The 17,546-nt window shown below is 73.2% G+C and carries 15 protein-coding genes and 1 tRNA gene; 5 read left to right on the top strand and 11 right to left on the bottom strand.

All coding sequences use genetic code 11. The features are described from left to right. Positions 1-32: 32 nt before the first annotated feature. The 5 genes from ACFC0Z_RS28065 to ACFC0Z_RS28045 all read right to left on the bottom strand — a co-directional run bounded on the left by ACFC0Z_RS28065 (position 33) and on the right by ACFC0Z_RS28045 (position 6,757). Complete coding sequence (locus ACFC0Z_RS28065) at positions 33-3,092, bottom strand: NPCBM/NEW2 domain-containing protein (RefSeq protein WP_376443504.1); 3,060 nt, start codon at positions 3,090-3,092, stop codon at positions 33-35. 127 nt (positions 3,093-3,219) lie between these two features. Then, positions 3,220-4,449 (bottom strand): cysteine--1-D-myo-inosityl 2-amino-2-deoxy-alpha-D-glucopyranoside ligase, encoded by a 1,230-nt coding sequence (gene mshC, locus ACFC0Z_RS28060; RefSeq protein ID WP_376443502.1) that lies wholly within the window; start codon positions 4,447-4,449, stop codon positions 3,220-3,222. A 156-nt stretch (positions 4,450-4,605) separates the two neighbouring features. Further along, a complete protein-coding gene (locus tag ACFC0Z_RS28055; RefSeq protein WP_376443499.1) occupies positions 4,606-5,412 on the bottom strand; it encodes an SCO1664 family protein in 807 nt (268 codons plus the stop codon). Next, complete coding sequence (locus tag ACFC0Z_RS28050) at positions 5,409-5,999, bottom strand: DUF3090 domain-containing protein (RefSeq protein WP_360807320.1); 591 nt, start codon at positions 5,997-5,999, stop codon at positions 5,409-5,411. Before ACFC0Z_RS28050 ends, ACFC0Z_RS28055 begins: the two co-directional genes overlap by 4 nt. Before the next feature lie 68 nt (positions 6,000-6,067). Continuing rightward, positions 6,068-6,757 (bottom strand): histidine phosphatase family protein, encoded by a 690-nt coding sequence (locus tag ACFC0Z_RS28045; RefSeq protein WP_376443496.1) that lies wholly within the window; start codon positions 6,755-6,757, stop codon positions 6,068-6,070. 53 nt (positions 6,758-6,810) lie between these two features. On the opposite strand from ACFC0Z_RS28045, the gene corA reads away from it, so the two are divergent. Then, positions 6,811-7,803 (top strand): magnesium/cobalt transporter CorA, encoded by a 993-nt coding sequence (gene corA, locus ACFC0Z_RS28040; RefSeq protein WP_376443623.1) that lies wholly within the window; start codon positions 6,811-6,813, stop codon positions 7,801-7,803. Between the two features lie 34 nt (positions 7,804-7,837). Here the strand turns inward: corA and ACFC0Z_RS28035 are convergent, their stop codons facing one another. Together ACFC0Z_RS28035 and ACFC0Z_RS28030 are read right to left on the bottom strand one after the other, a co-directional pair. Further along, complete coding sequence (locus tag ACFC0Z_RS28035; RefSeq protein ID WP_376443493.1) at positions 7,838-8,623, bottom strand: ferritin-like domain-containing protein; 786 nt, start codon at positions 8,621-8,623, stop codon at positions 7,838-7,840. 219 nt (positions 8,624-8,842) lie between these two features. Further along, on the bottom strand, positions 8,843-9,892 hold the full coding sequence (locus ACFC0Z_RS28030) for an LLM class F420-dependent oxidoreductase (RefSeq protein ID WP_376443490.1): 1,050 nt from the start codon (positions 9,890-9,892) through the stop codon (positions 8,843-8,845). Positions 9,893-10,021: 129 nt separating this feature from the next. Here ACFC0Z_RS28030 and ACFC0Z_RS28025 point away from each other — a divergent pair, with 129 nt between their 5' ends. Next, a complete protein-coding gene (locus ACFC0Z_RS28025; RefSeq protein WP_376443488.1) occupies positions 10,022-10,999 on the top strand; it encodes an aldo/keto reductase in 978 nt (325 codons plus the stop codon). Beyond that, positions 10,996-13,410: a helix-hairpin-helix domain-containing protein gene (locus ACFC0Z_RS28020; protein ID WP_376443485.1), complete on the top strand. Its 2,415-nt coding sequence runs from the start codon at positions 10,996-10,998 to the stop codon at positions 13,408-13,410. Before ACFC0Z_RS28025 ends, ACFC0Z_RS28020 begins: the two co-directional genes overlap by 4 nt. 107 nt (positions 13,411-13,517) lie before the next feature. On the opposite strand, the gene ACFC0Z_RS28015 is transcribed toward ACFC0Z_RS28020, so the two are convergent. Beyond that, positions 13,518-14,186 carry a hypothetical protein gene (locus ACFC0Z_RS28015; protein WP_376443482.1) on the bottom strand — a complete coding sequence of 223 codons (669 nt, stop codon included), beginning with the start codon at positions 14,184-14,186 and terminating at the stop codon, positions 13,518-13,520. A 47-nt stretch (positions 14,187-14,233) separates the two neighbouring features. On the opposite strand from ACFC0Z_RS28015, the gene ACFC0Z_RS28010 reads away from it, so the two are divergent. Then, complete coding sequence (locus ACFC0Z_RS28010) at positions 14,234-14,422, top strand: DUF5703 family protein (protein WP_017241661.1); 189 nt, start codon at positions 14,234-14,236, stop codon at positions 14,420-14,422. A 78-nt stretch (positions 14,423-14,500) separates the two neighbouring features. Here ACFC0Z_RS28010 and ACFC0Z_RS28005 read toward each other — a convergent pair whose 3' ends face one another. The 3 genes from ACFC0Z_RS28005 to ACFC0Z_RS27995 all read right to left on the bottom strand — a co-directional run bounded on the left by ACFC0Z_RS28005 (position 14,501) and on the right by ACFC0Z_RS27995 (position 17,224). Continuing rightward, on the bottom strand, positions 14,501-15,370 hold the full coding sequence (locus ACFC0Z_RS28005; RefSeq protein ID WP_376443481.1) for a chaplin: 870 nt from the start codon (positions 15,368-15,370) through the stop codon (positions 14,501-14,503). A 158-nt stretch (positions 15,371-15,528) separates the two neighbouring features. After that, the gene (gene chpH / locus ACFC0Z_RS28000) at positions 15,529-15,762 is read right to left on the bottom strand and encodes a chaplin ChpH (RefSeq protein ID WP_015032475.1); all 234 of its coding nucleotides are present in this window, start codon (positions 15,760-15,762) and stop codon (positions 15,529-15,531) included. 136 nt (positions 15,763-15,898) lie between these two features. Beyond that, positions 15,899-17,224: a M20/M25/M40 family metallo-hydrolase gene (locus ACFC0Z_RS27995; protein WP_376443478.1), complete on the bottom strand. Its 1,326-nt coding sequence runs from the start codon at positions 17,222-17,224 to the stop codon at positions 15,899-15,901. A gap of 219 nt (positions 17,225-17,443) precedes the next feature. Between ACFC0Z_RS27995 and ACFC0Z_RS27990 the strand changes: the two genes are divergently transcribed. Then, positions 17,444-17,531, top strand: a tRNA-Leu gene (locus ACFC0Z_RS27990). Positions 17,532-17,546 lie beyond the last annotated feature (15 nt).

The raw sequence follows: 17,546 nt of genomic DNA, 5'->3' as shown, positions 1-17,546 counted from the left end.
GGGGCGGCCGTGGCCGCCCCTCCCGTCTTCGCTCAGGCGCAGGCGAAGCGGGCCGCCGCCCAGTCGCCGTGGTCGCCGCTCTTGGACCCGTCGGTGTCCGTGATCTTGAGCCGGACGCGCTGGGCTCCGGTCACGTCGACGTGCACGGGCACGGTCGCGGAGGCTCCGGTGACCCGGGGCGAGGTCCACAGGACCCGGCCGTCCGCCTCGACGGAGAAGGCCACGTCCCCGTAGCCGGCGATCTCGTCGTCGATGCCGACGTCGGCGGTGAAGGCGGTGCAGCGCCCGCCGAGGTGGACCTCGATGTCGGAGTCGGCGTGGGCGCCGATCCCCTTCGCGTAGGTCTTCCCCGCCAGGGTGAGTGTCCGGCCGTCACCGGCGGCGGACTCGCCGTTGGAGGTGTCCCGTTCAGCCGGTCCCCAGCCGTTGGTGGAGGTCAGCCAGGCGAGATCGCTCGCCCAGCTGTCGGCGGTCGGCGGGGCGCTCGTGATCCCGACGGCGAACCGCTGGACGGCGGTCCGGTCGGTGCCCGCGGCCTGGTAGCGGGCCGTGGCGGTGAGGGCCACGTCGTCCCCGGGCTTGGCACCGGCGGCGGGGGTGACGGCGACCTGGACCCGGCGGGTGGTGCCGGCCGGGACGCGGTCGACGCCGGCGGGCTGGGCGACCTGCCAGCCGGCCGGGACGCCGAGGGCGACCTGGACGTTCGTGGCGTCCTGGGTGCCCGCGGTGACGTCCACGGCGACCGTGCCGGGGGTGCCCTGGCCGAGCGTCTGGCCGCCCCGCGCCGTGACGACGGCCGTGGCGCCCGGGACGGCGCCGCCGACCGCGCTGGTGTCGGTCAGCCGCAGCTCGAAGGCGCGGTCGGTGGGCAGGGCCGCCGTCTTCACGCGGACCACTCCCCCGCGCTCGTCGCGGTCGTACCACCAGCCCTGGGTGGCCGCGTCGAAGGCGGCGCGGGAGGTGAGGGCGGGCAGCTGGCCGCCGTCGAGCCCCACGGCGGCGGGGGCGTCGCCGGTGTGGACGGTGAAGGAGTAGGGCCGGGCGGTGGGCTTGCCGGTGTACGTGCCCTGGCTGGCGCCGATCCGGACGGTGACGTCGCCGGGGCCCGCGGCCGGGGCGGTGACGTCGGCGCGCTGGGTGGCGAAGCGGCCCGTGCGGTGTTCGCGGGTCACGCCGTCGTCCTCGTACAGCTCGAAGGAGGAGCTGCCCTGCGGGTAGACGTCCCAGGCGATCGGGTCGCCGGGGGCGCGGTCGGTGTACGAGCGGATGTCACCGGGCCACATGGGGACGGCGGCACCGGCCCGGACGAAGAGCGGCAGGGTGTCGAGCGGGGCGCTGTAGTCGTCGACGGTCCTCGGGCCCTGGTAGGCGCGTCCGGTCCAGTAGTCGATCCAGGTGCCGGCCGGGAGGTAGATCCCGTCGCGCTCGGTGGCGTCCTGGTAGACGGGGGCGACGAGGAAGTCCTCGCCGCTGAGGAACTCGTACTTCGCGGCGTCGGTCGCGGCCTTCGGGTCGTTCGGGTACTCCAGGGCGAGCGGCCGGGCGAGGCCGACACCGCTCTGGGTCGCGCGGTGGGCGTGGCTGTAGATGTACGGGAGCAGGGCCTCGTGCAGCTTGAGCGAGGCGCGGTTGATCGAGGTGTAGGGCTCGCCGTACCGGAAGGGCTGCTTGTCCATGGGGGCCCAGCCGTCCATGGTCATCGTGACCGGCAGGAAGGTCTTCCACTGGAGGTCGCGGGTGTACGTCTCGGCGCTGCCGCCGAAGATGCCGTCGACGTCGCCGGTGGTGTAGGCGAGGCCGGACATGGAGGCACCGGCGTAGGTCGGGATCTGCCAGCGGATGTACTCCCAGTTCCCCGTCTGGTCGCCGGACCACTGGACGCCGCAGCGCTGGGCGCCGGACCAGCTCTCGGGGGCCCAGGTGAAGCCGCGGGCGTCGCTGTTGGCCTCGATGCCGGCGTAGGCGTTCTTGCAGCCGTCGAGGGCGAACTTGTAGCCGTCGCCGACCCAGGCGACGTCCAGCTTGGCGACCCGCTGGCCGGCCTTGACCTGCTCGGCGAGGGTGTCGAGGCCGTTCTCGGTCCACAGACCGAGCTTGGTGCCGCGTTCACCGAGGCCCGTGGAGGTCTCGGCGAGGTTCTCGTAGCCGCAGCCGTAGCCGTCGTTGACGAGCATCCAGCCGTTGGGCATGTCGTGGGCGACGTACCCGTCGGCGATCTTCAGCGCGTCGAGGGTGTGGCGCTCGCCCCGGTTGGCGTTGTGGAGGTAGCAGTCGGCGTCGCCGATCTCCAGGCCGTAGACGGGCGGCATGAAGGGCTTGCCGGTGAGGCGGGTGTACTGGCCTATGACGTCCTTGAGGGCGTCGCTGCCCGTGCCGGCGAAGTAGTAGGCGTCGAAGCGCTTCTCCTTCGCGGAGGCGGTGACGGGCTCGTTGAAGGCGTAGGTGTTGGGCGCGTAGGTGTTGCGGTAGACGCCGTAGCCGGCCGAGGAGAGGTAGAACGGCACGGAGTTGGGGTGGCCTCCGTCGTCCCAGTTGTAGTCGACGGACACCTCGACGGTCTTGCCGCGGTGGGAGGTGTTGCCGCGTCCGTTCTGCATGCCGGCGCCGTAGAACTGCTCGTCGGCGCCGCGCGCGAGGGTCTGGACCGTGCTGTCCCGGTTCCAGCTGAGGCCCTTGGTCTCGGACCAGAGCGGGGTGCCGTCGGCGCGCACGGCGGCGAAGCGCAGCGGGGACTTGGTGACCCGCAGGGTCACCTGGCCGGTGCCCAGCTCGTACCGGTCGCCGAGGTCGCGCCAGGTGGTGGCCGGGGGCGGGCCCTGGGGCAGGACGATGTCGGTGCCGGTGGGGTCGGTGAACCTGCCGTCGGGGGCGAGTTCGATGCGGAAGGTGTCGGCGGTCACGAAGGAGACGCGGGCCTGGGACCGGCCGGCGGTCAGCTTGTAGACGGCGCCCTCGGCGGTGAAGCCGGTGACGGAGCCGACGGTGGTGTCGGTCGGTGCGGCCGTGGCGGTGGTACCCGGTCCCCCGAGGGTGGCGAGGAAGCCGAGCAGCGCACCGACGACTGCAGCTCTCATGCGCGTTGATGATTGCATGGCGCCTGTTTAGCGCAGAACCGAGCATGGCGACAGGACAAAAAGGAACCGCCCCCGGACTTCGTCGAGAAGTCCAAGGGCGGTTGCCCGAAAGGGAGTTGTTGACTTCCCTCCCCTGCGCGTGCCCCTACAGGGCGACGCCGAGGAGCGCGTCCACGGTGCGCGAGACGAGACCGGGCGCGGACTCGTCGGTGCCGCCCCCGGCCTCCTGGAGCGCGGCCCAGCGGTCGACGGCCGCGAGGGCCGCCGGGGCGTCGAGGTCGTCGGAGAGGGCCTCGCGGACCTCCTCGACCAGTGCGTCGGCGGACGGACCGTCGGGGCGCGAGACGGCCGCGCGCCAGCGGTCGAGACGCTCCACGGCGTCCTGGAGGACCTGCTCGGTCCACTCCCAGTCGGCGCGGTAGTGGTGCGAGAGGAGCGCGAGCCGGATGGCGGCCGGGTCGACGCCCTCGCGGCGGAGCGCGGAGACGAAGACGAGGTTGCCCCGGGACTTCGACATCTTCTCGCCGTCGAGCCCGACCATGCCGGCGTGGACGTACGCCTTGGCCATCGGGAACTCGCCCGTGAGGGTCTGGGCGTGGGAGGCGCCCATCTCGTGGTGCGGGAAGATCAGGTCGGAGCCGCCGCCCTGCACGTCGAAGCCCATGCCGAGGTGGTCGAGGGCGATGGCGACGCACTCGATGTGCCAGCCGGGCCGGCCCTGGCCGAGGGAGCCGCCGTCCCAGCTCGGCTCGCCCTCGCGGGCGGCCATCCAGAGCATCGGGTCGAGCGGGTTCTTCTTGCCGGGCCGCTCGGGGTCCCCGCCGCGCTCGGCGGAGAGGTGGCGCATCAGCTCGGTGTCGTAGTTCGAGACCTTGCCGAAGTGCGGGTCGGCGTCGACGGAGAAGTAGATGTCGCCGTCGAGCTCGTACGCGGCGCCCGCGTCACGGAGGCGCTCGACGAGCGGGATGATGCCCGGTATGGCCTCGACCGCGCCGATGTAGTGCTGCGGGGGCAGCATCCGCAGGGCGGTCATGTCCTCGCGGAAGAGGGCGGTCTCGCGCTCGGCGAGGCCGACCCAGTCGACGCCGTCGCGGATGGCGCGCTCCAGGAGCGGGTCGTCCACGTCCGTCACGTTCTGGACGTAGTGCACCTGCCGCTTGGTGTCGAGCCACACGCGCTGAACGAGGTCGAACGCGTTGTAGGTCGCCGCGTGACCCATGTGGGTCGCGTCGTACGGCGTGATGCCGCAGACGTAGATACGGGCGACGGGGCCGGGGGCGAGGGTCACTCGCCCGCCGGTCGCGGTGTCGTGGATCCGGAGGTCGCGGCCCTTGCCGGGAAGGGCGGGGACCTCAGAAGCGGGCCAGGCATGCATGCCCCGAGCGTAACCGGACAGGTGTTCCGGATACGAACCGGATCCGGGATCTTGACCTATTAGGCGCTCTTGCATGTCGGAGGCGTACATGCATACCCCCGAGGGGTGCGGCGGCCTCCGCGGCCGTGGCCGAAAATCATCGGTCGCGCGCCTCGGTCAGACCGGCGGCCAGGGGATCGCCGGCCACTGGCCCGAGGGCGCCGGATGCCGTCCGCTCGCCCGCAGCGCCGCCACGCGCGCGCGTACCGCCGCCACCTCGGCCTCGGTCAGCAGCTCCGCGAGCCGCTCCGCGAGGGGCGCTCCGGGCGCCAGGGAGCCGTCCAGGGCCTCCAGGACCGCCGCCGCCTCCCCGGGCAGCTCCTCGCCCGCCCAGCCCCACAGGAGCGTGCGCAGCTTGTCGTCGACGTGGAACGTGACCCCGTGGTCGATGCCGTACAGACGCCCGTCGGGCGCCGGGAGCAGATGGCCGCCCTTGCGGTCGCCGTTGTTGATGACGGCGTCCAGGACCGCCAGACGGCGCAGCTCGGGCGTGTCGGCGTGGACGAGCAGCGCGGTGCGCTCCTCGTCGATCTGCGCGGGCCCGACCGCCTTCCAGCCCTCCCCCGCCTCCTCGTCCTCGGTGAGGGCGAGCAGCCGGGCCTCCGGATCGGGCTCGATCCACAGCTGGACCATGCCCTCCCCGTACGGGCCGTCGCGCAGCACCGTCGGCGGGATCAGGCCCCAGCCGGTGGCCTCGGAGATCTCGTACGCGGCGACCTCGCGCTGCGCCAGCGTGCCGTCGGGGAAGTCCCACAGGGGCCGCTCCCCGGCGACCGGCTTGTAGACGCAGGCGGCGTCGACACCCTCGTGGGCGACGGAGCAGTAGAGCACGGCGTTGGACGCCTCCCCGACCCGGCCGCGCACGGTCAGTTCACCGCGGGCGAGCAGCTCGGCGATCGGCAGGGTCTCGGGGCTGCTGCTCATGCTCCGCGACGGTATCCGTTCTGGCGCGGGCAGACGTGCCCCTCGGGGTCGAGCGGCAGGCTGCACAGCGGGCACGGCGGGCGGCCCGCGTTCACGACGTCCAGGGCGCGCTTGGCGAAGGCCCGCGCCTGGGCGCCGGTGAGGCGGACGCGGAGCATCGGCGGGCCGTTCTCCTCGTCCTGGAGCAGCCGCTCCTCGGCCTCGGCGAGGTCCTCCTCGGAGTCCACGTCGAGCTCGACGAGCGCCTGCGCCTCGACGATCAGGCGCTGCTCCTCGCCGTCCCAGGCGAGCGCCATGGTGCCGACCCGGAACTCCTCCTCGACGGGCGCGTCGAGCGGGGCCGTGTCGGCGATGTCGGCGGGGGCGACGGACGGCACAGGGGCGTTGCCCCCGGTGCGGCGGACGACCTCGTCGAGGAGCTCGTCGATGCGCTCGGCGAGAGCGGCCACCTGGGTCTTCTCCAGGGCGACGCTGGTGACCCGGCCGGTCGCGGACGCCTGGAGGAAGAACGTACGGCGGCCAGGCAGCCCGACCGTGCCGGCCACGAAACGCTCCGGTGGGTCGTAGAGGAACACCTGACGGGACACGTTCTCGGCTCCCTTGAGTCTCGACAGTCGTACTTACAGCGGCGCAACCACCCTACTGCGCGAAGGGATCACGGTGCGCCCGCACCGCCCCCTACCTCCGCCGCACCGCTGTCTCCGGGGGTCTCCCGGGGGACGAGTCCGGCGAAGTCGCCCGTGTCGCCGAGGCGGAGGAGGAAGGGACGCAGCCGCGTGTAGCGGATGACGGTGACCGAGCAGGGGTCGACGTGGATCCGCTGGAAGAGGTCCAGGTGGAGGCCGAGGGCGTCCGCCACGATCGACTTCACGACGTCCCCGTGCGAGCACATGACGTAGGTGGCGTCCTCGCCGTGCTCGGCCTCGATCCGGGCGTTCCAGTCCCGCACGGCCTCGACGGCGCGCGTCTGCATCGCGCGCATCGACTCCCCGCCGGGGAAGGCGGCGGCGGAGGCGTGGTTCTGGACGACCTCCATGAGCGGCTCGTCGCTCAGCTCGCCCAGTTTCCGGCCCGACCAGTCGCCGTAGTCGCACTCGCTGATCCGCTCCTCGACGTGGAGCGGCAGCCCGGGGCGGGCGTCGAGGAGCGGGCTCAGGGTCTCGCGGCAGCGCTGGAGGGGGCTGCTGACGGCGGCGGCGAGCGGCACGCCGTCGAGCCGCCCCGGCAGCGCCGCGGCCTGCGCCGCCCCGCGCTCGTCGAGCGCGATCCCGGGCAGCCGCCCGGCGAGTACCCCGGAGGTGTTGGCGGTGGAACGTCCGTGCCGGACGAGGATCAGGGTGGCCATACGGGCCAGCCTAGATCGCCACGCGCGTGCGTGGGGGCGGACCTCGGGGGAGAATACGGCCCGTGATCGTCGACTCAGCCATCTACCGGGACGGGCGCCGGCTGCCGATGCCCGCCGACCTGTCGGACGCGCTCGCCGAGGCGCGGGCGACGGGGGACGCCTTCCTGTGGGTCGGCCTGCACGAGCCGACGGAGGAGGAGTTCGCCCATGTCTCCCACGAGTTCGCGCTCCACCCGCTGGCCGTCGAGGACGCCCTGAAGGCCCATCAGCGGCCCAAGCTGGAGGTCTACGACGACTCGCTGTTCGCCGTCCTGAAGCCGGTCGTCTACGAGCCGGAGAGCGACCGGGTCAGCTCCGGCGAGCTGATGCTCTTCCTCGGCGACTCCTTCGTGGTGACCGTCCGGCACGGCGAGGGCGCGCCGCTCGTGGCGGTCCGCAAGCGCCTGGAGGCGGAGCCCGCGGTGCTCAGGCACGGGCCGACGTCGGTGCTGTACGCGGTGAGCGACGCGGTCGTGGACCACTACCTCGACGTGGCGGGCGAACTCCAGGTGGACCTGGAGGAACTGGAGTCGGAGGTGTTCGCCCCGACCGGGGGCGGTTCGCCGAACACCGCGGAGCGGATCTACACGGCGAAGCGGCAGGTCCTGGAGTTCCGGCGGGCCGCCGGCCCGCTGATCGGTCCGATGGCCCGGCTCGCGACCGGCTCGGTGCCCTTCGTGCACGAGCAGGCCCAGCCGTTCTTCCGAGACGTCAACGACCATCTCCTGCGCGCCAACGAGCAGGTGGAGGGGCTCGACCGGCTGCTGTCCGACATGCTCTCGGCCCATCTCGCGCAGATGGGCGTACGGCAGAACGACGACATGCGGAAGATCTCGGCGTGGGCGGCGATGGCCGCGGTCCCCACGATGATCGCGGGGATCTACGGCATGAACTTCGACCACATGCCGGAGCTCCACTGGGCGTGGTCGTACCCGGCGGTGATCCTGCTGATGACCGGGACGGTCATACTCCTGCACCGGACCTTCAAGCGGCGCGGCTGGCTCTGAGACCGCCGGGGGCGCCAGAAGGCCGGTACGGGCGTCAGAACGCCGGTACGGGCGTCGCGGGGCCGCCCAGCGCGTCGCGCCGCTCCGGCATCCGCAGGCCGACCATCTTGTGCCAGCCGGCGGCACGCTCGTACGCGTACACGCCGTGGATCCCGGCGGCCAGCGCGGCGGCCTTGGCCTTCGGCCAGCCCAGGATGCGGCCCATGTGGCCCATGACGGCGAGGCTGACGTCCCGGTAGACCTGGATCTCGGCGAGCGCCGACTCGCGCAGGGTGCGCTGGATGAGGCGGCCGTGGCCCGCGCGCGCGAGGCGGAGCAGTTCCTCGTGGCAGTAGGCGAGGTGGTTGGCCTCGTCGTTGTCGATCATCCGGATGGCCTTGCCGAGCTCGGGATGGTCCCCGAAGTACCGGACGAGCAGGGCCATCTGGTCGGCGGCCCGCTGCTCGGTGACGCGGCTGTGGGCGAGGTAGACGACGACGTCCTCCTCGGTCAGCGGCGCGTCCCGGCGGAGCTTCTCGTGCGCGAGGCCGATGCCGCGCTGTTCGAGCAGCATCGTGTAGTCGGTCTCGGGCGGTACGGGGCAGGGTTCGAGGCCCCGCTTGCGCAGGAGCGCGTGGAAGATGCGGCCGTGCTTGTCCTCGTCGGCGCCGTGCCGCGTGATCTTCGGCGCGAGCGCGCTCATGCCGGGGGCGACGAGGGCCGCGATCCGCGCGTTCTCCCAACCGCCCTGGGACTCGCCGCTCGCGGCGATCGAACAGAAGAGCCGGAACGACTCGTCGTCGTCGATGATCTCCTGGAACAGGCTCCTGGCCGTGAGCATCGCCGCCACCTCCGTGCGGACACCCTCGCTCGGGTACGTCCGGGAAGAACGAGTCAAGTCCGGTACGGGGCGAGGGGCAACAGGAGGGCCCGCGGGGGTCGGCCGAAAGAGTGAGTCCGAGGGCGTAACCGGGGGCCGTCCCTGAGCGTTGTGCAGCGTGACGGCCGTGGCGGGGAAGACCCCCGAGCCCCCACCACGGCCGCAGACTTTCCTCGTCGGCTACGCCAGTCCCGCGCGCTCCGCCGCCTCGACGCCCGCCCGCAGGGCCGCGAGCCGCTCGTCGAGGGTGAAACCGGCCGGAGCGAGGGTGAGGGTCGTGACCCCGGCCTCCGCGTAGGCCGTCATCCGCTCGGAGATCCGCTCGACGGAGCCCAGCAGCGTGGTCTGGTCGATCAGCGAGTGCGGGACGGCCGCCGCGGCCCCCGTCTTGTCCCCGGCCAGGTACATGTCCTGGACCTGGGCGGCCTCCTTCTCGTACCCCATGCGGCAGGCGAGCTGGTTGTAGAAGTTCTGCTTGCGGCTGCCCATCCCGCCGACGTACAGCGCGGTGTACGGCCGGAAGACGTCGGCGAGCGCGTTCACGTCGTCGCCGAGGGCCAGCGGCAGCGTCGGGCAGACGTCGAAGCCCTCCATCGTCAGCCCGGCCTTCTCCCGGCCCGCGCGCAGGTGCCGGAGCGCGGTGTCCTCCAGGTGCTCGGCGGAGGGGAAGATCAGCAGGGCGCCGTCGGCGATCTCGCCGGTCTGCTCCAGGTTCTTCGGGCCGATCGCGGCGATGTACAGCGGGATGTGCTCGCGCTGCGGGTGGACGGTGAGCTTGAGCGGCTTGCCCGGCCCGTCGGGCAGCGGCAGCGTCCAGTGCTCGCCCTCGTAGCTGAGGCGCTCGCGGGTCATCGCCTTGCGGACGATCTCGACGTACTCGCGGGTCCTGGCGAGCGGCTTGTCGAACTTCACGCCGTACCAGCCCTCGGAGACCTGCGGGCCGGAGACGCCGAGGCCGAGGCGGAAGCGGCCCCCGGTGAGCGAGTCGAGCGTGGCGGCGGTCATCGCCGTCATGGCGGGCTGCCGGGCCGGGATCTGCATGATCGCCGAGCCGACGTCGATGCGCTCCGTCTTGGCCGCGACCCAGGCGAGGACGGTGGGGGCGTCGGAGCCGTACGCCTCTGCGGCCCAGCACACGTCGTAGCCGAGGCGGTCCGCCTCCTGGGCGACGGCGAGGTTGTCGCCGTCCATGCCGGCGCCCCAGTAGCCGAGGTTGATGCCGAGCCGCATTCCACACACCCCTTACCCATCGGTAACGTCCCTGTGTGCCGGACTCTAGCGCGCGGTCCCGGCATCCGTCAGGGGCTGGTTGTCCACAGGGTCACTCCGGGTCGCGCCACGGCCAGTAATCTCGCGGCCATGGAGCAGAGGCATCTCGGACGTACCGGCCTGCGCGTGTCGCGCATCGGACTCGGCACGCTCACCTGGGGGCGGGACACCGACGAGCACGACGCGGCCGAACAGTTGAAGGCGTTCTGGGACGCGGGCGGCACGCTCGTCGACACCGCCGACGTGTACGGCGGCGGCGAGGCCGAGTACGTGCTCGGGCAGCTCCTCGACCGCCTCGTGCCCCGACAGGACCTCGTCCTGTCCACCAAGGCGGGCAGCGTGCCGGACCCCGACCGGCGCACGGACGGCTCGCGCGGACATCTGCTCGCCGCGCTCGACGCCTCCCTCGCCCGGCTCGGCACCGACCACGTCGACCTGTGGCAGCTGCACGCCTTCGACCCGCACACGCCCCTGGAGGAGTCCCTCCAGGCCCTCGACATCGCGGTACGGAGCGGGCGCGCGCGGTACGCGGGCGTGGCGAACTTCTGCGGCTGGCAGCTGGCCAAGGCGGGCACCTGGCAGCTCGCCGGCGACCGGACCCGGCTCGCGGGCGCGCAGCTGGAGTACTCGCTGCTCCAGCGGGGCGTGGAGCGGGAGGTCCTGCCCGCCGCGCTCGACCTCGGGATAGGTCTGCTGCCCTCCTCGCCGCTCGGCCGCGGGGTCCTGACGGGCAAGTACCGCACGGGGACCCCCTCGGACTCGCGGGGCGCCTCCGAGACGATGGCGCCGTTCGTCGAGCCGTACCTCGACGACCCCGCGAGCCGGATCGTCGACGCGGTCGCCACGGCCGCCGACGGGCTGGCGACGACCCCTCTGGAGGTCGCGCTCGCCTGGGTCCGCGACCGGCCCGGCGTGACCGCGCCGATCGTCGGCGCGCGCACGGCGCGGCAGCTCACGGCCGCTTTGTCAGTGGAGAGCCTTAGTCTTCCTGACGAGATCTGCAGGGCGCTGGACGACGTGTCGGCGCCCGTGCACCGCTATCCGGATCACGACTGGAGCACCCTGTGACCGAGCCTGCCGGGGAGACCGCACCCGAGGCGTCCGAGGCCCCTGAGACGCCTGAGGAGGGGGTCGCCACCGAGTCCGGCGAGGACGTACGCGAGGACGCAGGTCCGGGCACCGAGGCCGAAGCCGAGTTCGGGGCCGGGGCCGGGGCCGAGTTCGAGGCCGGGGCCGGGGCCGGGGCCGAGGCCGGGGCAGGAGACGAAGGCGAAGCCGGTGCCGGGCCCGAGGGCACCGCCGGAGCCGAAGGCGAGGGCGCCGTCGAGGTCGAAGGCGCAGCCGGTGCCGGGGCCGAAGGCGAGAGCACTGCCGGCAGCGGGAGCGCCGCCGAAGGCGAGGGCACTGCCGAGGGCGGAAGCGAGGGCGCCGCAGGGGGCGAGGGGCAGGCCGGGGACGGGGAAGGTGCGGCCCAGGTCAGTGAGGCGCAGGCCGAGCTGGCCGCGCAGCGGGAGCTGCGGGCGCGGATCGAGGCGCGGAAGGCCGAGAAAGAAGGGCCCCTGGCGAGCGGGGCCAAGCTGAGCGGCACGGCGGCCGATCTGCTCGCCGCCGTGCGGGCCGTGGAGGGCGGCGCGGCCAAGGGCAGCGCGTTCTACGAGAGCGCGGAGCCCGCGCCCCGACGGCCCGCGGCCGAGGCCGCTCCCGCCGTGACCGTGCGGCCCCCCGTCCAGGCCGCCGCCCCGGCCCCCGCGCCCGGCACCACGCAGGCCGTGCGGGAGGTACTGGCCCGGGGCGGCGCCCCCGAGTCGCTGGCCGGACAGGTCGCCGCCGCGCTCGGCGAGGGCGCGGCCGGGGCCCTCGCCGAGGACCCGTGGCAGCTCCTCGCCGTGCCCGGGGTGCGACCGGAGCAGGCCGACGGCTTCGCGCGGGCGCTGCTCGGCGCCGACTGCGGCCCCGACGACCCGCGACGGGCCGTCGCGCTGACGGTCTGGCTCCTGGAGCAGGCCGCGCTGCGGGGCCACACGGCGCTGGAGCTCGAACCCGTACGCGCCGGTCTCGCCCGGCACCACGTGCCCGACCCGGAGAAGGCCGTCGAGGTGGCGGTCTCCGGGGGCGCGGTCCTCGTCTTCCACGAGGAGACGGCGGACGAGTCCGGCGAGGAGGCCGGCGAGGACGAAGAGGAAGCGGCGGAGGCCGCGCCCAGCGAGGAGCCGGCCGCGCCCGTGCTGCTCGGGCTCGACCGGTACGCCCTGGCGGAGGAGAGCCTCGCCGACGGTCTCGCCCGGCTGGTCAGGACGGCGACCGCCGACACCTGGGAGGGCCCCGAGCTCGAACGGGCCGCGGGCGCCCACGGTCTCGTCCTGCACACCGGCGGCGAGGCGGCCCGTGCCGAACCGGTCGCGCTCGTCGCGGCGGCCCGCGCGCGCGGGCTGCGGGCCCTGGTCGCCGTCCACGGCGAGACCGGCCGCCGGGCGCTCGGCCCGGCAGGCACGGACGCGGTCACGGTCGCCGCGCTGCTCTCCGGCGCGGCCGGGCCGGGCCGCGACGAGGACGGGGCCTTCGCCCTCGACCTGCTCGCGGTCCTCGACGCCCCGCAGCTGGACGTGGAGACGGCCGCGATGCTCGTGGAGTCGCTCCCGGACGGCTGCCGGCTGGTCCTGAGCGGCGACCCGGAGGTCCTGGGCGCGCCGGGCGCCGGACGGGTCTTCGACGACGCGCTCGCGGCCCGGGTCTGTCCCCGGATCGCCTCGCGCCTGCCCGACCCGGGCCCGCTGGGCGAGCTCGTCTCGGGGATCGGCGTCGGCGAGCTGAACCAGGTCGAGGCACCCGGCAAGGAGGTCGTGATCGTCCCCGTGCGGGACGCGGGCGAGGCCGTGCACCGTACGGTCCAGCTGGTCGCCGACTCGGTGCCCCGGGCGATCGGGGTGCCGTCCGAGCAGACCCAGGTGGTCACGGTCGGCCACGGCGGCTCGGCGGGCACGCGCGCGCTGAACGCGGCTCTCAAGCAGCGGCTCAACCCCGGTCCCGGCCGCTTCGGCGGCTACGACCCCGGGGACCGGGTGGCGTACGCGCCGGTGCCGGGCCGCACGGTGACCGGCACGGTCCTGGGCGCCGACGCCGAGGGTCTGCGGCTGCGCTGCACGAGCGGCGGCGGCAACGGCGGTGGCAGTGACGACGAGGTCCTCGTACCGAAGGACCGGGTGGAGTCGGCGCTGCGGCACGGCTGGGCGCTCACCGCGCACCAGGCCGCCGGGGCCCGCTGGCCCGCCGTGGTCGTGGTGCTCCCGGGCGACGCGGCGGCGGGTCTGAGCCGGGCGTGGGTCTACACGGCCTTCGGCCGGGCGGAGCGCCACCTGTCGGTCGTGCACGGTGTGGACCAGGCGCTGGCCCGCGCGGTGGCGGAGGGGGTGACCCCGGAGCGCACCACGCGGCTCCGGCCGCTCCTGGAAGGGCTCCTGGCCACGCCCGAGGAGCGGTAGCGCGCGGGGACACGAGGACGGAAGAGGGAGGGCCGGAACACCCCGTGCGGGTGTTCCGGCCCTCCCTCGTGTCCTCGTCGTTCTCGGTGCCCTCGGTGTCCTCGGGCTCAGTCGTCGCTGTCCGGGCCCCCGTGCCCGTCCTCGTCGTCCCCGTCGTGGTGCTCGTCGAAGACGGAGCTGACGTCGAAGCGGCAGACGATCCGCTCCGGGTCCGCGTGCTCGAAGGGGGCGTCCAGCCACTCCCCCGGTTCGGGCAGCTCGTCGGCGGCGGTCACCCAGAGCGTGGAGTCGCCCTCCTCGAGGCCGAACTCCGCGTGCCGGGAGGCGATCTCGTCGGGCTCGTACTCGCCGAAGAGGACCCCGAGCGCGGCGAGCGGCGAGACACCGGCCCTGGCCGCCACCCCGGCGGCCCGGTCGTCCTCGCCCTCGGCCTCGGCCACCCGGCGCGCCTGGGCGAAGAGCCGCTGCGGATCCGCCACCGCGTAGTCGCGCCGAATCAACAGGCTGAGGGCGTGAGGTTCGTCAGGTCCGGCGTAGGGGGGCAGGGCGTCGTCCGCACCGGGGATCTCGAAGGGGGTGACCTCGTCGTACCGGTCGTAGAGGAGTTCGTCGTACTCCTCGGCGGCCGCGGCGAGGGCGTTGAACGCCTCGTAGACGGCCTTGTCGTCGTCCCCCGTGCGGCGTTCGACCGCCGCAAGGTGACGGTCCAGTGCGGCTTTGACCGCCTCGGCGGCGGCTCGTACCTCGGCAGCGGTGGGCTGCGCAGCATCAGACATGGGACAGACGCTATCCGTACCGGGCCCGTGCCCGCACAATAGATGCGATGCCGGAATACGAATTTGTCGACGTGTACGTGCCGCGCGGTGTCTCCCGCAAGGAGGCGACGCGGCTCCTGACCGACCATGCCGAGTACGGGCACTGGGAGTTGGACCGCCTGAGCCTGCACCGGGACGGCAGCCGCAGAGTGCGGCTGAAGCGGCGGATCATCCGCCAGATCCGGGCGACCTGGTAGACGAGAAAGGGCCCCGCCGTGTGCGGGGCCCTTGTGCGTGCGGTGCGTGCGGTGCGTGCGGTGCGTGCGGTGCGGTGATCAGGCGGCGCCGCGCGCGCGACGGTAGATCAGGGAGCCGGCGAGGAGCAGCCCGGCGCCGGCCGGGACGATCAGGCCGAGCGGCCCGGAGCCGGTCTCGGCGAGCTCCTCTCCGGCGCGGGGCGGGGTGCCCTCGTGCGCGCCGGGGGTGTTCCCACCGGGCGTGTACGAGCCGTGGTCACCGCCCGGACCGCCAGGCGTACCGGGCGTGCTCGGGGTACCGGGGGTGCCGGGCGTACCCGGGGTGCCGGGCGTGCCCGGAGTACCGGGGGTCCCAGGCGTCCCGGGAGTACCGGGCGTGCCCGGGGTGCCAGGGGTGCCGGGCGTGCCCGGAGTACCGGGCGTGCCCGGGGTCCCAGGAGTGCCGGGCGTCCCGGGAGTGCCAGGGGTGCCGGGCGTTCCCGGCGTACCGGGGGTCTCCGGCGTCTCCTCGCCGTAGCCCGTGTCCCCTCCCCCGTTCGTGTTGCCGCAGTCGTTGCCCGCGGCCGGGTTGCCCAGGCCGACGCCCGTGACGCTGTTGCCGCACACGTTCACCGGGACCTCTACCGGGACCTGGACCGTGTTGCCGGACGCGATGCCGGGAGAGTCGCTCGCGTGACCGCTCGCGGCGGAGCCGCCGGGCGTCGAGGTGTTGGCGCACTTGTTGCCGACCGACGGATTCAGGAGTCCGACGGCGTTGACCGTGTTCCCGCAGGCGTTCACCGGGACGTGCACCGGGGCCTGGACGGTGTTGCCGGACGCGATGCCCGGGGAGTTCGAGGCCGTGCCGCTCGCGCCGGAACCGGCGTGCGCGTAACCGCCACCGACGGCGGCGAAAACGCCGCCCGCCGCCGCGACGGTGATAAGACCCTTGCGTGTGACCTGTCGCATGTTTTACTGCCTGCCTTCTCGGCCTGTCGCCTTCTCGGCTTCGAAAAAGAGGGCCACCGGGGGATGAGCCCGGGGCGGAAATGGCCACCGGCCCCGGAGTGCATGGCACGCACTCCGGGGCCGGACCGGCTCACACCCTCACGGGGCGAGGCACAACGTCAGGCGTTGACGCAGGTGTTGCCGAAGGCGGGGTTCAGCAGCCCGATCACGGAGACCGTGTTGCCGCACACGTTCACCGGAACGTGGACGGGCACCTGGACGACGTTGCCCGAGAGGACACCGGGGGAACCGATGGCGGCACCCTGGGCGCCGGCGTCGGCAACGGCCATGCCCGCACCCGCGAGAACGAGACCGCCAGTGGCAGCCGCAGCAGCGACGACCTTCTTGATCATTATTCCTCCTTGTTGGCAATGCGATCCCAGCCGCGGACCGCACCACCTGTAACGAGGGGGAAGGGAGGGGGCTACGAGCCCCCGAGTTCATTCACTCTTTCCGGTCACATACGAAAGGGCGGGCGAATTCGGCGGCTCAGCAGGCGTCGAGGAAGCGGTCCAGGACCCGGACGCCGAACTTCAGGCCGTCGACCGGCACCCGCTCGTCGACGCCGTGGAACATGCCGGCGAAGTCGAGTTCCGGCGGCAGCTGGAGCGGCGCGAAGCCGAAGCAGCGGATGCCGAGGTCGTCGAAGGACTTGGCGTCGGTGCCGCCGGAGAGCATGTACGGCACGGCGCGGGCGATCGGGTCCTCGGCGCGCAGCGCGAGCTGCATGGCGTCGACCAGGGCGCCGTCGAAGCTGGTCTCCAGGGCCTTGTCGCCGTGCACGTCCTCGCGCTTCACGCGGGGTCCGAGGATGCGGTCGAGGTCGGCGAGGAACTCCTGCTCGTATCCGGGCAGGAAGCGGCCGTCGACGTGGGCGGTGGCCTGGCCGGGGATGACGTTCACCTTGTAGCCGGCGCCGAGCATGGTCGGGGCGGCGGAGTTGCGGAGGGTGGCGCCGACCATCTTGGCGATGCCGCCGAGCTTGGCGAGGGTGCCTTCCATGTCCTCGGGGTCGAGCGGGGTGCCGAGGGCGTCCGAGAGCTCGTCGAGGAAGGACCGCACGGTCTTGGTGACCCTGACCGGCCACTGGTGGCGGCCGAGGCGGCCGACGGCTTCGCAGAGCTCGGTGATGGCGTTGTCGTTGTTGGTCATCGAGCCGTGACCGGCCGTGCCCTCGACGGTGAGGCGCATCCAGTGCATGCCCTTCTGGGCCGTCTCGACCAGGTAGAGCCGCAGGTTCTCGTTGACGGTGAAGGAGAAGCCGCCGACCTCGCCGATCGCCTCGGTGACCCCGTCGAAGAGGTCGCGGTGGTGGTCGACGAGGTGGCGGGCGCCGTACGTGCCGCCGGCCTCCTCGTCGGCGAGGAAGGCGAGGACGACGTCGCGCGGGGGCTTGCGGCCGCTGCGCATGCGGTCGCGGACGACCGCGAGGGTCATCGCGTCCATGTCCTTCATGTCGACGGCGCCGCGGCCCCAGACGCACCCGTCGGCGACCTCGCCCGAGAACGGGTGGTGGGTCCAGTCCTCGGCGTTGGCCGGGACGACGTCGGTGTGGCCGTGGATGAGGAGGGCCGGCTTCGACGGGTCCTCGCCCTCGATGCGGGCGACCGTGGAGGCCCGCCCCTTGTGCGACTCGATGATCTTCGGTTCGAGACCGACCTCCGCGAGCTTCTCGGCGACGTACTCCGCCGCCGCCCGCTCGCCCGGGCCCGAGTGGTCTCCGTAGTTGCTGGTGTCGATGCGGATGAGGTCGCGGCAGAGGTCGACCACCTCGTCCTCACCGGTGATCCTCCGGGCCGTGCTCGACTCGCTCACGCTGCTTCCTCCCACTCGGTGCCCACGCGGTTCCTGTGATCACCCCATCCTCCCGCGTGGCCCCCTCCTCTCCCAAGGGCGACCGCCGGACGACATGCCGCCGACACACACGAGGGGCCCGTGGGGAGGGCGGGACGGGGGTGGTGATCGACCACCTCAGATGTTTGCTATTGTTTTCCTCGTCGGAAGGGCCGAGCGGCCCGGAAGACAAGACACCTTGTCCGGGTGGCGGAATGGCAGACGCGCTAGCTTGAGGTGCTAGTGCCCTTTATCGGGCGTGGGGGTTCAAGTCCCCCCTCGGACACCAGCGAAGGACCCCACA

This window comes from Streptomyces sp. NPDC056144 (assembly GCF_042264145.1).
GTDB lineage: Bacteria > Actinomycetota > Actinomycetes > Streptomycetales > Streptomycetaceae > Streptomyces.
This window is presented reverse-complemented; position numbering and strand designations above follow the sequence as displayed.

Coding starts and splice junctions, on each gene's coding strand:
- ACFC0Z_RS28065 (WP_376443504.1), bottom strand. CDS start 3,092: ATGCAATCATCAACGCGCATGAGAGCTGCAGTCGTCGGTGCGCTGCTC.
- mshC (WP_376443502.1), bottom strand. CDS start 4,449: ATGCATGCCTGGCCCGCTTCTGAGGTCCCCGCCCTTCCCGGCAAGGGC.
- ACFC0Z_RS28055 (WP_376443499.1), bottom strand. CDS start 5,412: ATGAGCAGCAGCCCCGAGACCCTGCCGATCGCCGAGCTGCTCGCCCGC.
- ACFC0Z_RS28045 (WP_376443496.1), bottom strand. CDS start 6,757: ATGGCCACCCTGATCCTCGTCCGGCACGGACGTTCCACCGCCAACACC.
- ACFC0Z_RS28035 (WP_376443493.1), bottom strand. CDS start 8,623: ATGCTCACGGCCAGGAGCCTGTTCCAGGAGATCATCGACGACGACGAG.
- ACFC0Z_RS28030 (WP_376443490.1), bottom strand. CDS start 9,892: ATGCGGCTCGGCATCAACCTCGGCTACTGGGGCGCCGGCATGGACGGC.
- ACFC0Z_RS28025 (WP_376443488.1), top strand. CDS start 10,022: ATGGAGCAGAGGCATCTCGGACGTACCGGCCTGCGCGTGTCGCGCATC.
- ACFC0Z_RS28015 (WP_376443482.1), bottom strand. CDS start 14,186: ATGTCTGATGCTGCGCAGCCCACCGCTGCCGAGGTACGAGCCGCCGCC.
- ACFC0Z_RS28010 (WP_017241661.1), top strand. CDS start 14,234: ATGCCGGAATACGAATTTGTCGACGTGTACGTGCCGCGCGGTGTCTCC.
- ACFC0Z_RS28005 (WP_376443481.1), bottom strand. CDS start 15,370: ATGCGACAGGTCACACGCAAGGGTCTTATCACCGTCGCGGCGGCGGGC.
- chpH (WP_015032475.1), bottom strand. CDS start 15,762: ATGATCAAGAAGGTCGTCGCTGCTGCGGCTGCCACTGGCGGTCTCGTT.